This is a genomic window from Streptomyces sp. NPDC054757 (genome assembly GCF_053612185.1).
This window is the reverse complement of record NZ_JBSHBW010000001.1, coordinates 237,273-251,938: the sequence shown is the minus strand read 5'-3', so window position 1 is coordinate 251,938 and position 14,666 is coordinate 237,273. Positions and strand designations below refer to the sequence as shown.

Below are 14,666 nucleotides of genomic sequence, written 5' to 3'. Positions count from 1 at the left end.
GTACGTTGAGGGGCCGACGCGGTGCGCGCGTCGCTTCGAGCGACGCGTTGGTCATGCGGAAACCCTGTGTGCCGCGTATCGCAGGCGGAGCCAGGAGCGACGGGGCGACGACCGGGGCCGCCACCCCCCACAGGAGAGGCCCCGGTCGCCGTCCGCGGGAGCCGCGGTACGGCCCCGTATCTCTCTCAGCGCCGGGCGTGCGTTTTCTGTCACACCGCGCAGAGTCAGCGCGTTGTCGCAGGTCGTACAAGACATGGACGCGGGCGGGCGCAGGCCGTAGCGTGACGGACTGCGCACAGTGGCGCGGCAGTGGCGACCAGTTGCACAGCGGGGGTGCGGTGCGGCGGGACAGGTTAGGGAAGTGCTGGGGGACGACGCGGAGCTGACCACCGCGGTGCTCGCGGCGCAGGACGGAGACGAGGACGCCTTCCGGACTGTGTACCGCGCGGTGCACCCGCGACTGCTCGGGTATGTGCGGACGCTGGTCGGCGATCCGGACGCCGAGGACGTCACGTCCGAGGCGTGGCTGCAGATCGCCCGCGATCTCCAGCGGTTCAGCGGCGACGCGGACCGGTTCCGCGGCTGGGCGGCCCGGATCGCCCGTAACCGTGCGCTCGACCACATACGGATGCGGGGCAGGCGCCCCGCGGGCGGCGGCGACGAGTCCGAACTGGCCGCGGAGCCGGGCGAATCGGACACCGCGGGAGAAGCCATCGAGGCTCTGGCCACCGGCCGCACGATGCGGCTCATCGCCCAGCTCCCGCAGGACCAGGCCGAAGCGGTGGTGCTGCGGGTCGTCGTCGGGCTCGACGCGAAGAGCGCGGCCAGGACGCTCGGCAAGCGGCCCGGTGCGGTACGGACCGCGGCGCACCGGGGGCTGAAAAGACTCGCCGAACTGCTCGGCCCCGAAGCGGGTCCGCACGGACTCGACGCCGTCCCGTCGCAGCGCTCGCGCGAGGGGGCGGAAGCCGCGGTCGGTGTGACGCATTCGCGTCCCTCGACGCAGAAGGACATGTGATGGCCGACGAGCAGTGCGAATGGCTTGACAAGGACACCGCGGACCGGTTGCTGAGCGGTGGGCCTGTCGGTGCCGTCGACGGTCACGCGAGGGCGCAGGCTGCCCGGCTGCGCGCCGCGCTGGACGGTGCCGTCCCCTCGGCCGGCTGGTCCGATGACAGTGAACTGCCCGGCGAGAAAGCGGCGTTGGAGGCATTCCGGCTGGCCAGGGACGGCAGCGACGCCGAGCCTCTCGTGGCGGCGCTCGGTACGGAGGGGACGGCCCCGGGTGCGGAGCGGCGGGTGTTCGGTACGGGCCCTTCGGTGCGTGGTACGGGCCGGTCGGTGTTCGGTACGCGTCGGGCGGTGTTCGGTACGCGTCGGTCGGTGTTCGGTACGCGTCGGGCGGTGCGCGGTACGGAGGGGACGCCCGGCGCCGGACGGTGGGGGCGGCCGGTGCGGTTCAGCGTCGCCGCCGTGGTGGCGGGCTGTGCGCTGAGCGGGGTGGCGGTCGCCGCGGGCGCCGGCATGCTGCCCTCGCCCTTCGGCAGCAGCGAACCGATGCCCGCCTCGTCCGTGTCGTCCGCCGCGACGCCGCGTCCGCTCGCCTCCGGATCCCCCTCCGGTACGCCCGGCAGCGCCTCGCCGGGACCGGACGGCCGTACCCCCGCCGATGTGACGCCCGGCCCCGGCGCGCGCAGTCCGCGGATGTCGCCCCCGGCGAGCGAGGCCGGCGGCGACGTCGGCGACCGCGACAGCGACCGGGGGCGGAGCAGCGGGGAGGGCGGCGCGGACCGGCAGCCGACAGCGGGCGCGGGGGCCGGTGCCGGGAGCCAGGACAGGCCGACGCCGTCCGGCCACGATCGCCGCTCGGCCGCCGATGTGCTCCGCAAGGTGACCGCCGCCTGCCGTGACTACCGCGCGGGCCGGATCGTCGGTGAGCGCAGACGGAGTCTGGAGGCGAAGGCCGGAGGCGCGGAGAACATCGAGAAGTTCTGCGGCCGGGTGCTGGGCAGCAGCGGCTCCGACGGCAACCACCGCATCTCCTTCGTACCCTCGTCCCCTCTTCGCCCGGCTTCCCCCGCCGGACCCTCGCCCTCGCGGTCGGCCGGTGCCTCGCCTTCGCCGTCGCTCAACTCGCCCGCGTCGCCGTCACCGGACGCGGGGAACGGCGCCGCGACAGGTGTGGACGGCTGAGATGTCCGCCCGGATCCGGCCTCGTCCGGTGGCTGCGGCGTGGGTGTGACACTTTCCGGGGGCCCGGCGCAGTAGAGAGTGAGCCGACTGGTCATCGGCCGCGCGTGAGCCGGGGTTCCCCCCGTACCTTCGGCTCCGCGCACCGGCGCGGGTGGGTTACGTTCCCCCGGACCCACCCGCGCCCCCTTCACTTCACCCTCCCGTGGCTCTCTCCGGGGGACACCGCGTAGCCTCCGGACTCGGTCCCGGGCCGCCCCCGCGTGCTGAGGTCCGGGCACTGAGGTCTGGGCGCCGAGGTCTGGGCGCCGAGGGCGGGGTGCCCAGGGTCACCCCCTGAGTGTCGTACCCGCGTGCGAGACTCGGTCCATGCTCGGTGTCACGGATCTCCCGACCTATCTCGCCGGCCTGGTGCTGATCGTTCTGCTGCCGGGCCCCAATTCGCTGTACGTGCTCTCGGTCGCCGCCCGGCGCGGCGTACGCACCGGATACAAGGCGGCCGCCGGGGTGTTCTGCGGGGACACCGTGCTGATGACGCTCTCCGCCGCGGGGGTCGCCTCGCTGCTCCAGGCCAACCCGCTGCTGTTCGGCCTGGTGAAGTACGCGGGAGCCGGCTATCTCACCTATCTGGCGTTCGGCATGGTCCGCACCGCCCGGGCGCTCTGGCGTGACCGCAGTGACCGCAGTGACCGCAGTGACGGGGGCGAGCGTGGCGACCGGACCGCGGAGAGCACCGGCGGGGCGGCGGGCGGTGCGGTCGGCGGGGCCGCCGGAGAGCCGGCGTCGCCGCCGGAGCGGCCCTACCGACGGGCCCTGGTGGTCAGCCTGTTCAACCCGAAGGCGATCCTCTTCTTCATCTCGTTCTTCGTGCAGTTCGTCGACCCGCACTACGCCTACCCGGCGCTCTCCTTCGTGGTGCTCGGCGCGATGGCGCAGCTGCTGAGCTTCCTCTATCTCACCCTGCTGATATTCGGCGGCACCCGCCTCGCTGCCGCCTTCCGCCGCCGCAGGCGCCTCTCGGCCGGGGTGACGACAGCGGCGGGTGCGCTCTTCCTGGGCTTCGCGGTGAAGCTCTCGCTCAGCAGCGTGTGAGGTAGCCGGCCAGCCCGGTGGCGTCGTCGCCCGCCCAGCCGATGTACCCGTCCGGCCTGACGAGGAACAGCCCCTTGCCGTACGGCTCATAGGCGTCGAGCCGGTGGACGTGCACCGTACCGGCGTCCAGGGGCGGCAGTTCGGCGTCGGTGCCCACCACGAGCAGGGTGAAGTGCGGGCCCCGGAAGGCGTCGAAGAGCCGCCCGCCGTCCGGCCGCCCGCTGTCCAGCGGTCCGCCGTCCAGCGGTCCGTCGGGTGCGCGGTCGCCCGACTCCAGTGCGCCCGCCGCCCCTTCGGAGAGCGGCCCGCCGCGGTAGCCGATGCCCAGCTGCTGGGTGGCGGCGCCGCGCCGCTGCTCGCCGCGGTGGACCCGGGTGGAGAGGTTCAGCATCTCGGCCGCGTTGGGCCGCCGCTCCTCCTCGTACGAGTCGAGCAGCGCGGCGGGCGCTCCGCCGCGCAGCACCCGGCCGAGCTTCCACCCCAGGTTGTAGGCGTCCTGGATGCTGGTGTTGAGCCCCTGCCCGCCGGCCGGTGAGTGGACATGGGCGGCGTCGCCCGCCAGGAAGATCCGGCCGTCGCGGAACCGGTCGGCGAGGGCCGCGCGCGGGCGGAAGTCCGAGGCCCAGAGCACCTCGGTGACATCGGCCGCTTCGAGATGCGTGCGGGCGGCGATCAGGGCGCGTACGGCGTCGGGGGAGAGATCGGGGCGCTCCCCGTCGGGGAAGCGCGCGGCCAGCTGGAAGTCCTGGCTGCCGGGCAGCGGACAGAGCACCAGGAATCCCTCGTCGACCGGGAAGACATGCCAGTTCAGCCGGTCCAGGGCCGGGATGCGCACATCGGCGACCAGCATGGACGAGGGGTCGACGGACTCACCGGTCATGGTGATGGAGAGCGCGGCGCGGACCGTGCTGCGGCCCCCGTCGGCCGCGACCGCGTACGCCGCGCGGACGGTGGCCCCGGTGGAGAGCGTCGCGGTGACCCCGGACGCGTCCTGGGTGAGGGAGGTCAGTGCGGTGTCGAACGAGACTCCGCCGCCCAGTTCGGTCAGCCGCTCGTACAGGATCTCCTGGGTGCGCCACTGCGGGAGGATGCGCGGCAGTCCCGCGTACGGCGCCGCCGGGGTGGACTCGACCGGGTCGACCATGAGGTGCTCGCCCTGCCGCTCCCCGTCCTTCCAGATCATCTGGACCGGGATGGGCCCGCTCGCCGCGAGCACCGCGTCGATCACCCCGAGGTCGTCGAAGACCTCAAGCGTGCGGGGCTGGAGGCCCTTGCCGCGTGAGCCGCGGAAGAGCCGGTCCGTCTTCTCGACCACGACCGTGCGCACTCCGCGCCTGGCCAGATCGGTGGCCAGCGCGAGCCCGGTGGGGCCCGCGCCGACGATCAGCACATCGGTCTCCCGCACGCCGCTGGTCTCCATCACACCGCCAACTTCCTTAACGCTGTTAAGTTCCATGGTTCCGAGCCTGCCCTTAACGCTGTTAAATTGTCAAGGTGGGTACAACGAAGATCGACCGGGCGCGCGTCGCGGAGACCGCGCTGCGGCTGTTGAACGAGGTCGGGCTCGACGGGCTGTCGCTGCGCGCCATCGCCAGGGAGCTGGACGTCAAGGCGCCCGCGCTCTACTGGCACTTCAAGGACAAGCAGTCGCTGCTGGACGAGATGGCGACGCTGATGTACGGGCGGATGCTCGCCGGTCACCTGCCGGACGGCGGCGGTGAACAGGGCCGCCGGAGCTGGCAGGAGGAGCTGGTCGCCCAGCAACGGGCCCTGCGCGCCATGCTGTTGCGCCACCGCGACGGCGCCAGGGTCTACAGCGGCGCGCGGTTCACCGGTACCGACCACGCGGAATCGCTGGAACGGCATCTGGGCGGGATGACCTCACGCGGGTTCGAGCTGACGCAGGCGGTCCAGGCGGGCACCACCGCGTACGCGTACACGGTGGGGTTCGTCATCGAGGAGCAGGGCGTCCAGCCCATGCCGGGCGAACGCCGCGAGGGGTACGAGATCGAGGAGCGCGCCCGGCGGTTCGCCGACTACCCGCTCACGGCGGCGGCGGGCTGGGAGATCTTCACCGACTACGACCGGCGCTTCGACGAGGGGCTGCGGCTGATCGTCGCGGGGATCGAGGCGGTGTACGGGCCGCGCGGCGGATGAAGCGGAAGGGACCGGCCGCGAGGCGGAAGGGTCGGCCGCGAGGCGGAAGGGGCCGGCCGCGCCGGTCCGGCTGGCCCGAACCGGCCCGGCTGGCCCGAACCGGTCCGGCCAGACCGCATCGGTCCGGGATGATTCAGGCTGGTTCTGGCTGTTTCTGACTGGTTCTGGCTGGTTCGGCCCCATCCAGGCCGGCCCCATCCAGGCCGGCCCCATCCAGGCCGGCCCCCTCCAGGCCGGTCCCGGCCCGTCCGGGCCGCGCCTCCTGTTCCTCCCGGTCAACGCGTCCGCCCTGCCCGTGCGGGCGTGGGTCACCGTTCCGTACCCGCCGGCCTCCGGTCACGCGATCGACGGGTCCGACTCCTCGTTCACCGTCCAGGCAGGGCCGGTCGGGAGGGCCTGGCTCGCCACTCCGACCCCCTTCAGTGCGGACATGGCGACCGCGACCGCGGCCAGCGCGCAGAGGAGCCAGTCGAGCGCGGTCGGCAGATTCTCCTGGCCCCAGTAGAGAACGGGGGAGGCCAGCAGCGCGGCGAGCAGGGCGCCGCCGAGGATCGGACCGTGCACGGGCGCGGAGAACTTGGCGGTGCGGGGCACCCGCCGGACGGTGCGGGACCGGCGCCGGCCGCCGGAACGCAGCGGCTCGGTGCCGCTCAGATAGCGGCGTGCCTCATCCGGGTCCGAGAGCCCCAGGAACACCTCGCCGCTGTCGGCGACGAAGGCGGCAGGCAGTTCCGCCTCGATCAGCTTCCACCGCAGCGGCCAGCAGATCCATCCCTCCTGGCCCGCGAAGCGCGCCGCCGCCCGGCCCACATCGCCGGGAGGACCGGACAGCCTGATCTCGTGGTCACCGTCCCGGAGCACGAGCCAGTGGAACTGCGTGACGTCCTGCTCGCCCGGCTTGTCGCCCCGCTCCAGGAACCGCATCCGGACGGGCTCTCCCGCCACGACGCGCGCGGCGTGCAGTTCACCCCCGGCGGCATCGGCGGCCAGCACCCGCAACTTGCTGTGCGCCTCGGCCTCGCTCGCCTGCCGACGGGCGAAGAGCAGCGCTTTCAGTGTCGCCAGGATGACCAGGAGCATCACGATCCCGCCGAGCACGCCGCCGGAATCGGCGACCAGCCGGGCGAGCGACACCGGGGTCAGCAGGAGGACGACCGCCCCGATCGTACGGCCCCTGTCACGGGCCGGAAGCGGGAGCCTGCCCGGCAACGGGGGTATCGGGGAAGGCTGTTGCGCCGCAGAGGGCGATGCGAAGGGCGCCGCGGTGAGGCGGGGTGCCACGCGGCAGGCAAGTGCCCATCCTCCGGCGGCGACAGCGGCCGCCCCGAGCGCCGACAGGATGTCCCAGCGCGGGGCGGGCGCGTCGAAACGTACGAAGACCAGAGCCAGGGCCAGAGCCGCGCAGGCCAGGGCCGTGCTGCCGAGAGCACGGGTGATCAGGGTGGAGCGTCGCATGGGTGTCCTCACCGGGGCGGGGGAGCCGGGGTGGGGACCGTCTCGCGGAACGCGCCTCCGTACGGACCGGCGGCTTCCACGGTGGAACGTGGGGCGGCACACGTGCGCCGGGCCGAACAAGGCGTATCAGTTTCACCTGTGTTCCCGGATAAGTAAAGGCGCGTCTCCGGCCACCCGAGCAGCGTGCCGGTCCGCGCCCCGACAGACCGGCCGGGGTGCCCAACCAGCCTGTCGGAGAGCGCTGTTGACGGAGCGTTCGCCGTACGGCGCCCCGGGCCTCGCCGACCCGTCACCGGCTCCCGGACACCCCGGCCCTTCCGGACAGGGCGCCGCGCAGCAGAGGCGTCAGCCTGTTCTCGACGCAGCGGTTGAGCAGCTGGGCGAGGCCGAGCATCAGCACGACGGTCAGTACGAGCGTCCCGTACGAGGGGATGCCGAGCTTCCGGTGGAGCACCGCCACCACCACCCAGCCCAGATGCTCATGGACCAGATAGAACGGATACGTCAGCGCTCCGGCGACCGTCAGCCAGCGCCAGTCGGCCCAGCGGAAGAGGCCGAGTGCCACCGCGCCCACCAGGACGAAGCCCAGCGTGACCACGGCGATGATCACCGAGGTGTGCCGGTAGGAGAAGAACGCCGGATCGGCCCGGTGCCACAGGCCGGTGACCGCGTAGTGCTGCCCGATCGCCCAGCTGACCCCGACCACACCCCAGGCGGTGGCGTCGCGCCGGTCGCGGTGCAGGAGGTAGAGACCGATCCCGCCGACAAAGAACGGCGCGTACTCCGGCATCAGCACCATGCTCAGCATCGGCTGGTGCACCGCGTCGGTGATCGCGGCGGCCAGCGTCCAGACCCCGCAGAAGACCAGTACACGCTGCCGGTTGGCGCCGGGCAGGACCACACAGAGGGCGAAGAGCGCGTAGAAGCGCAACTCGGCCCAGAGGGTCCAGCACACGCCGAGGACCCGGTCGGCGCCGATCGGCTGCTGGAGCATGGTGAGGTTCACCAGCGCGTCGCTGGGCGAGACCGTCCGGTACGCGACCCAGGGCAGCGCGAACGTCACCGTGACGATCACGATGGCCGCCCAGTACGCCGGGTAGAGGCGGGAGACCCGGGACGCGAAGAAGGAGCGCAGCGGCCGGCCCCAGCCGCTCATACAGATCACGAAACCGCTGATGACGAAGAAGATCTGCACACCGAGGCAGCCGTAGGCGAACCACTCGGAGAGCGTCGGGAACTGGTGGCGGGCCGACCCGCCCCAGGCCGCGCTGATGTCGCCGCCCCGGCCGCCGTAGTGGTACGCGGCGACCATCAGGGCGGCGACCAGCCGCAGCCCGTCGAGCGCACGCAGCCGGCCGCCTGTGCGTGCCGGGCCGCCCGTATGCGCCGCGCCCCTCGCGCGTACGGGCCGTCCCGCCCCCGTACGCGCGTCGGATATCGGCAGCGGCGGTGCGTCGGCCGCCTCGGACCCGCCCGAGCCGCCCGGGGCGCCCGAGCCGCCCGGGACAGACGGGGCGCCCGGGACGGACGGGGTGAGCGGGGCAGCCGGGGCAGAAGAGACGGCCGGCGGGACAGGAGAGACGGCCGGCGGGGCCGGTGCGGTGGCCCGTGGGGTAACCCCTGGGGCGGTCATCCCAGGGCAACTCTCTTGAGGGTGCGGGCCCGCCGGGCCACCCGCCGTACCGTCGCGTTGCGCGGGATGAAGGCGAGCTGCGCGGGCAGCGCACCCGGCAGCCCCAGCACGGTCAGCCGTCGGCGCTTGAAGTAGCGCCAGGTGTGGGCGTCCAGACGGCGGGTCAGGTATGCCTCGGCCGCCGGGCGCAGATCGGCTCGCAGCTGCGGCTGCATCGCGAAGCCCACGGCGGCGACGAGCCCCGGCAGATCATCGGCGGGCGCGCTCCCGGCACCCTCCAGATCCGGCAGCAGCGCGTCTACGAGGGTGACCGGGACGCGGTTGCTGTTCTGGTACGGGGCGAGCCGGTCGAGCAGCAGCTCCGTACCGGTGCGGGCGACCGGGATCCCGTAGAAGGCGTGCGCCGTCAGCAGCGCGGTCGAGAAGCAGCCGACCACCAGCGCGGGGCGCATCCGCTCGTACAGCGTCTCGGCGAGCAACGGCTTCTCCACCACGGTCAGTTCGGCGCCCAGCGCCTCCGCCTCCCGTTCCAGCAGCCGCGACCAGCGGGCCGGGGCCGTCGGGTGCGGCTTGAACACGACCGTGCGGTGGCCGAGCGCGACCGCACCCCGCAGCATCCGCACATGCAGCTCCTCCTCTTCCTGCGGGGTGAGGATCTCCAGCGCCGAGAGGTACTGGCCGAGCAGCAGCGCCGGGGGCTCCGCACACGCGGGCAGCCCGTCCGCCGACGCGGCCACCTCGCCCAGCACCCGCCGGAAGGCGGCATCCGGCACCACCTCCGGCACGGCCCCGAACTCGGCGAGCAGCAGCGGCTTCAGCCCCGGCACCAGATCCAGATGGAGCAGCCGCCGGATCCGGGTGCCGACCAGCGGATCGATCTTGTTGCGGGTCGGGCCGTACGACATCAGCCCGTCGGCGTACACCGTGACCGGCGCGTCCTGGAAGAGCAGCGCGAGCGCCTGCGCCGGGTTGACCTGCACGGACTCGACCGCCAGCTCGATCAGGTCGTCACCGAGATCCCAGAGCAGCCGCAACTGCCGCTCCCACAGCGGGATGTCGTCGGTGCGCGGCGACCAGCCGCCCGGGTGCAGCGGGGCGATGGTGTCGTTCCACGAGAGCACTCCGTCGAACCGGTCGCGCAGCGGTGCGAAGCCCGGCATCGCGTCCAGCGCCGGGGTGGTCTCCGGGATCGCCGCGTTGTTGCTGACCAGCAGCAGCCGCCGGTCGGCCGCCCCGAAGCAGCCGCTGTCGATCGCGGCGGCCAGCGTGGCGGCCCCGTACAGCGTGGAGGCGTAGAAGATCTGCGTCGTACGGGGTGCGCTCGACGCAGTGGATGCGGCGGGCGTGAGGGGCGCAAGGGCGTCGGGGGCGGGCGGCGGTGTCACGCTGCGGCCTCCGTCGTCAGCGGGGCCGGGCGGCGGCGCAACCGCCGCAGCCGCGATGCGCGCGGGGTGTCCATCGAGTCGAGCGCGTCGCTCAGCAGATCCTGCGGCATCCGTTTCAGCGCGGCCGCGCTGAGCGTCCGCAATTTACGTGCCACGGCAGGTTCGAACCTTTCGATGGAGCCCAGATGGTGCGAAATGATCGCGCAATAGGTGCGCACGGCCTTGGGCAGAAGAAGATCGGCTTCCGGGTCTTTCGATGTCTCATCGATAACCTGGTCGAATGCGCGGATGAAATCGAGCTGGCGTACATCGCCGATCTGTGTGAGGGACGAGGCGACACCACGCCGGTAGAAAATTCCGAGCAGGCCGAGCACGGCGAAGGAATCCGCTTCCCTGTGCAGCCGCCAGATCCACGGGCGGTCCTCCGCGGTGCGCAGCCCATGGGTGAAGTGCAGCAGCCCCCGGTCCAGCAGTCTGCGGTGGTACATACCGGCCCAGGCGTACGCGTAGTCGACAGGTGTGGAGCGGTCGGCGGGCAGGATCACCTCACGCGGACGGATCACCTGGCCCCTTCTGCCGTACGGGACCCGGTGGACCGTACGGGTGCTGCCGGTGCACTGCACATGGTCGGTACGGACGAAGTCGCAGCCCAGGGCCTCCATGCCGGCGAGCAGCCGCTCGTAGTGGCCGGGGGCGAGCCAGTCGTCGCCGTCGAGGAAGGTGAGGTATTCGCCGTTCGCCGCTTCGAGCCCGGTGTTGCGGGCGGTGGCGAGTCCTCCGTTCTCCCGGTGTCTCAGCAGGACGGCCCCGGGAAGCTCGCGCGCCGCACGTTCGAGGATCTCCGGAGTCCCGTCCGTCGAACAGTCGTCGACGAGCAGGAACTCGAAGTCGTCGCGTGCGTTCGCGCGCAGGCTTCTGAGGGTGTCGGGGGCGTATGTCTGCACGTTGTAGAACGGCACGATGACGGAGAGCTTGACCACCTGCGCGACGCTAAAAGGCTCCCCGGCATTCGCCCTGAAGGGCGGTGGGATGGCAGGTGAACTGAGTATGGCGGAATGGTGAACCGGTCGGCCCCGCGTACCGCTTCTCTCTTCGTCGGCCCGCTGTTAACCCTTTGTTGCGGCTGAGTTGGGCCGCCGAACGGAATGCCTTTCTACCTTCGTCGGTGTGCCAGCAAGTACCAGCGATGTTCTCCGCGTAGCCGTGATCGCCGATTCCGACACCCGTTGGAAATGGGGCGCGCTCACCGCACGCCGTCTCTCCGTCGGGGACACCCGGCTCAGCGGCTTTCTGCTGCGAGGCCGGGCCACCCCCACCCCGCGCCAGCTCGCCGAGGCCGGGTCCGGCGTGGACCCGGGCGCCGTCCGGGAGGTGACCGGGGCGGAATTCCTGCGGGCCGTCGAGAGCGACGGTTACGACGTGGTGGTCCTCGCCCTCGTCGGCGGCGCTGTCCAGGCGATGCTGCACGGCCTCGCCGCACTGGGACAGGGTCTGTCCGGCCCGGGACGACGGCCCGTCGTCGTCACCGGCTATGTCGGCGTGGTCTACGAGAAGCTGGCCGACGGCCTCCTGCTGCGGCACGGCGCCGATGTGGTCCTCGCCAACTCGCTGCACGACGCGGAACGTTTCCGCGCGGTGTACGAGGGGGTGGGCGCCGACGCGTCCGCCGTGACCGGGGCCGCGCTGCCCTTCCTCGGCGGGGCGCCGTACGCCGGGGGAGCGCTGCGGACCGTGGTCTTCGCCGCCCAGCCCTCGGTCCCCGCATCCCGCGAGGGCCGTACCTACCTCCTGCGCCGTCTGGCCGAGCACGCCCGGCTGCACCCGGACCGCGAGGTGCTGCTCAAGCTCCGCTCGCAGCCCGGCGAGCACACCACGCACATCGAGGAGCTGCCGTACCAGAAGCTGGCCGAGAAGCTCCCCGGCGGACTGCCCGCCAACCTCCGTCTGGTGTACGGGCACATGGGCGAGGTGCTGGACCGCACGGACCTGCTGGTCACCGTCTCGTCGACGGCCGCCCTGGAGTCCCTGCACCGCCGCATCCCCACCGCCGTCCTCACCGACCTCGGCATCCGCGAGGCGCTCGGCAACCACCACTTCCTCGGCTCGGGCTGCCTCGTCTCCTGGGACCAGCTGGACTCCGGTACGAGCCCGGAGCCCGACCCCGCCTGGCTGGCCCGGCAGGGGGTGGCGGCGGGGGGCCCCGCCGCGGCGGGAGATTCGTACGGTTCCGCGGGCGCTTCGTACGACACGGCCTTCGACGCCGTACGCGAACGGGTCGCACGGCTCCTCCTGGACCCCCGGCTGCCACCGATCGAGCCCTACTACACCCTCACCACCGCGCCCGGGTACCTCCCCGGCATCCTCGCCCGCTACCGCCTGGACGCGGCCCCGGCCGCGGAGCCCGGCGGCGTGCGGCGGGTGGTGCGCGACGCCGTACGGGACGCGGCGCGCGGGGCGTACCGCCACGGCGTCCAGCGCGTGGCCCCCGTCATCCGCCGTATGGGAGAACTGTGATGCCCACCGAGGCCACCGACCGGACCACCACCACCGAAGTCACCACCGGAACCGCACCGGCCGGAGCCACCGCGACCGCCGCCGGGTCCGCCCCTGCCGGAGCCGCCCGTACCCCCCGGGTGCTGGCCGTGATCCCGGCCCGGGGCGGATCCAAGGGCGTCCCCGCCAAGAACCTCGAAGCGGTCGGCGGTGTACCGCTGGTGGCCCGTGCGGTCCGCGCCTGCCGGGGCGCGCGCCAGGTCACCGACATCGCCGTCTCCACGGACGACGAGCGGATCGCGACGGCGGCCCGCGAGGCCGGCGCCGATGTGGTGCTGCGCCCCGCCGAGATCGCCGGGGACACGGCGACCAGCGAGGCCGCCGTGCTGCACGCGCTCGACGCCTACCCCGGAACGGATGTCGTCCTCCTCGTCCAGTGCACCAGCCCCTTCCTGACCAGCGAGGAGATCGACGGCGTCGCGGACGCGGTCGCATCCGGCGGCGCCGACACCGCGCTCACCGTCGCCCCCACCCACGGCTTCGTCTGGCGCGAGGAACAGCGCGCCGACGCCGACGGCGGCGGTACGGACACCATGGGCGTCAACCACGACAAGGCGTTCCGCCCCCGCCGCCAGGACCGGCCGCAGGACTACCTGGAGACCGGCGCGGCCTACGCCATGGACGCCCGGGGCTTCCGTGCCGTCCGGCACCGCTTCTTCGGTGAGACCGCGCTGGTCCGTACCGACCCGGCCCGGGTCCTGGAGATCGACGACCCGCACGACCTGGCCCGCGCCCGCGCCCTCGCACCGCTCCTGGACGTCCGTACGCTGCCCACCCGCGACGAAGTCGACGCCGTCGTCCTCGACTTCGACGGCACCCAGACCGACGACCGTGTCCTCATCGACTCGGACGGCCGCGAACTCGTCGCCGTCCACCGCGGCGACGGCCTGGGCATCGCGGCGCTCCGCGACTCCACGGACCTGAAGCTCCTCATCCTCTCCACCGAACAGAACCCGGTCGTCGCGGCCCGCGCCCGCAAGCTGCGGATCCCCGTGCTGCACGGCATCGACCGCAAGGACCTCGCACTCAAGCAGTGGTGCGAAGAACAGGGTGTCGCGCCCGAGCGCGTGCTCTACGTCGGCAACGACGTGAACGACCTGCCGTGCTTCGGCCTCGTCGGGTGGCCCGTCGCGGTCGCCCAGGCCCACGACGCCGTACGCGGCGCCGCACGCGCGGTCACCACCACCCCCGGCGGCGAGGGCGCGATCCGCGAGATCGCCGCCTGGCTCCTGGGCCCCACCCTCAACAAGTAAGGAACCCCCTCATGAGCACCACCCGCCTCCGTACGCTCGGCGCCAAGACCGCGGGCCCCGGCCACCCCGTCTACATCACCGGCGAGATCGGCATCAACCACAACGGCGAGCTGGACAACGCGCTCGCCCTGATCGACATCGCCGCCGAAGCGGGCTGCGACGCGGTCAAGTTCCAGAAGCGCACCCCGGAGATCTGCACCCCGCGCGACCAGTGGGACATCGAGCGCGACACCCCCTGGGGCCGGATGACGTACATCGACTACCGGCACCGCGTCGAGTTCGGCGAGGACGAGTACCGGGCGATCGGCGAGCACTGCGCCCTGCGCGGCATCGACTGGTTCGCGTCGCCGTGGGACACCGAGGCCGTCGCGTTCCTGGAGAAGTTCGACGTACCGGCGCACAAGGTCGCCTCCGCCTCGCTCACCGACGACGAGCTGCTGCGCGCCCTGCGCGCCACCGGCCGTACGGTGATCCTCTCCACCGGTATGTCGACGCCGAAGCAGATCCGGCACGCGGTCGAGGTGCTCGGCAGCGACAACATCCTGCTCTGCCACGCCACTTCGACGTACCCGGCCAAGGCCGACGAGCTGAACCTGCGCGTCATCAACACGCTCCAGGGTGAGTACCCGAACGTCCCGATCGGCTACAGCGGCCACGAGACCGGCCTCCAGACCACCCTCGCCGCCGTCGCGCTCGGCGCGTCCTTCGTCGAGCGCCACATCACCCTGGACCGCGCCATGTGGGGCTCCGACCAGGCGGCGTCCGTCGAGCCGCAGGGTCTTCAGCGGCTGGTGCGAGACATCCGCACCATCGAGGCGTCGCTCGGTGACGGCGTCAAGAAGGTCTACGAGTCGGAGCTGGCCCCGATGAAGAAGCTGCGCCGGGTCGCCGGTGTCGTGGCCGAGGGCGCGGACCGCGAGCCGGCGTCCGTCTGATCCCCGCGCCCAG

General features: G+C 72.6%; 12 protein-coding genes. 7 read left to right on the top strand and 5 right to left on the bottom strand.

Annotated features, from left to right (window positions below):
- The first annotated feature begins 361 nt into the window (after positions 1-361).
- The 3 genes from ACWGKJ_RS01115 (at position 362) to leuE (ending at position 3,282) form a co-directional block, all read left to right on the top strand.
- Positions 362-1,018 (top strand): RNA polymerase sigma factor, encoded by a 657-nt coding sequence (locus tag ACWGKJ_RS01115; protein WP_385025153.1) that lies wholly within the window; start codon positions 362-364, stop codon positions 1,016-1,018.
- The gene (locus ACWGKJ_RS01110; protein WP_385025156.1) at positions 1,018-2,193 is read left to right on the top strand and encodes a hypothetical protein; all 1,176 of its coding nucleotides are present in this window, start codon (positions 1,018-1,020) and stop codon (positions 2,191-2,193) included. The genes ACWGKJ_RS01115 and ACWGKJ_RS01110 overlap by 1 nt, the downstream gene beginning before the upstream one ends.
- A gap of 366 nt (positions 2,194-2,559) precedes the next feature.
- Positions 2,560-3,282 (top strand): leucine efflux protein LeuE, encoded by a 723-nt coding sequence (leuE, locus tag ACWGKJ_RS01105; RefSeq protein WP_385025158.1) that lies wholly within the window; start codon positions 2,560-2,562, stop codon positions 3,280-3,282.
- Here the strand turns inward: leuE and ACWGKJ_RS01100 are convergent.
- Positions 3,269-4,702, bottom strand: a complete 1,434-nt coding sequence (locus ACWGKJ_RS01100; protein WP_453315656.1) for an FAD-dependent oxidoreductase — start codon at positions 4,700-4,702, stop codon at positions 3,269-3,271. The two genes, leuE and ACWGKJ_RS01100, sit on opposite strands and share 14 nt — an antisense overlap.
- 74 nt (positions 4,703-4,776) lie before the next feature.
- Here ACWGKJ_RS01100 and ACWGKJ_RS01095 point away from each other — a divergent pair, with 74 nt between their 5' ends.
- Positions 4,777-5,439, top strand: coding sequence for a TetR/AcrR family transcriptional regulator C-terminal domain-containing protein (locus tag ACWGKJ_RS01095; protein ID WP_385025164.1), 663 nt, complete (start codon positions 4,777-4,779; stop codon positions 5,437-5,439).
- Between the two features lie 336 nt (positions 5,440-5,775).
- Here ACWGKJ_RS01095 and ACWGKJ_RS01090 read toward each other — a convergent pair whose 3' ends face one another.
- The 4 genes from ACWGKJ_RS01090 to ACWGKJ_RS01075 all read right to left on the bottom strand — a co-directional run bounded on the left by ACWGKJ_RS01090 (position 5,776) and on the right by ACWGKJ_RS01075 (position 10,892).
- Positions 5,776-6,894 carry a hypothetical protein gene (locus tag ACWGKJ_RS01090; RefSeq protein ID WP_385025168.1) on the bottom strand — a complete coding sequence of 373 codons (1,119 nt, stop codon included), beginning with the start codon at positions 6,892-6,894 and terminating at the stop codon, positions 5,776-5,778.
- A gap of 289 nt (positions 6,895-7,183) precedes the next feature.
- The gene (locus ACWGKJ_RS01085) at positions 7,184-8,527 is read right to left on the bottom strand and encodes an acyltransferase family protein (protein ID WP_385025171.1); all 1,344 of its coding nucleotides are present in this window, start codon (positions 8,525-8,527) and stop codon (positions 7,184-7,186) included.
- Entirely contained in the window at positions 8,524-9,912 is a 1,389-nt protein-coding gene (locus ACWGKJ_RS01080) for an alpha-2,8-polysialyltransferase family protein (RefSeq protein WP_385025174.1), read from the bottom strand. Before ACWGKJ_RS01080 ends, ACWGKJ_RS01085 begins: the two co-directional genes overlap by 4 nt.
- Complete coding sequence (locus ACWGKJ_RS01075; RefSeq protein WP_385025177.1) at positions 9,909-10,892, bottom strand: glycosyltransferase family 2 protein; 984 nt, start codon at positions 10,890-10,892, stop codon at positions 9,909-9,911. The genes ACWGKJ_RS01080 and ACWGKJ_RS01075 overlap by 4 nt, the downstream gene beginning before the upstream one ends.
- Positions 10,893-11,079: 187 nt before the next feature.
- Here ACWGKJ_RS01075 and ACWGKJ_RS01070 point away from each other — a divergent pair, with 187 nt between their 5' ends.
- The 3 genes from ACWGKJ_RS01070 to ACWGKJ_RS01060 are packed head-to-tail and all read left to right on the top strand — an operon-like array spanning position 11,080 to position 14,653.
- Complete coding sequence (locus tag ACWGKJ_RS01070; protein WP_385025180.1) at positions 11,080-12,426, top strand: DUF6716 putative glycosyltransferase; 1,347 nt, start codon at positions 11,080-11,082, stop codon at positions 12,424-12,426.
- On the top strand, positions 12,426-13,718 hold the full coding sequence (locus ACWGKJ_RS01065) for a cytidylyltransferase domain-containing protein (RefSeq protein WP_385025183.1): 1,293 nt from the start codon (positions 12,426-12,428) through the stop codon (positions 13,716-13,718). The genes ACWGKJ_RS01070 and ACWGKJ_RS01065 overlap by 1 nt, the downstream gene beginning before the upstream one ends.
- A gap of 11 nt (positions 13,719-13,729) precedes the next feature.
- Positions 13,730-14,653 (top strand): N-acetylneuraminate synthase family protein, encoded by a 924-nt coding sequence (locus ACWGKJ_RS01060; RefSeq protein ID WP_385025186.1) that lies wholly within the window; start codon positions 13,730-13,732, stop codon positions 14,651-14,653.
- The last annotated feature ends 13 nt before the right edge of the window (positions 14,654-14,666 follow it).

Bases quoted from the DNA above. Each gene is read 5' to 3' on its own strand.
- ACWGKJ_RS01110 (WP_385025156.1), top strand. From the start codon at position 1,018: ATGGCCGACGAGCAGTGCGAATGGCTTGACAAGGACACCGCGGACCGG.
- leuE (WP_385025158.1), top strand. From the start codon at position 2,560: ATGCTCGGTGTCACGGATCTCCCGACCTATCTCGCCGGCCTGGTGCTG.
- ACWGKJ_RS01100 (WP_453315656.1), bottom strand. From the start codon at position 4,702: ATGGAGACCAGCGGCGTGCGGGAGACCGATGTGCTGATCGTCGGCGCG.
- ACWGKJ_RS01090 (WP_385025168.1), bottom strand. From the start codon at position 6,894: ATGCGACGCTCCACCCTGATCACCCGTGCTCTCGGCAGCACGGCCCTG.
- ACWGKJ_RS01085 (WP_385025171.1), bottom strand. From the start codon at position 8,527: ATGACCGCCCCAGGGGTTACCCCACGGGCCACCGCACCGGCCCCGCCG.
- ACWGKJ_RS01065 (WP_385025183.1), top strand. From the start codon at position 12,426: ATGCCCACCGAGGCCACCGACCGGACCACCACCACCGAAGTCACCACC.
- ACWGKJ_RS01060 (WP_385025186.1), top strand. From the start codon at position 13,730: ATGAGCACCACCCGCCTCCGTACGCTCGGCGCCAAGACCGCGGGCCCC.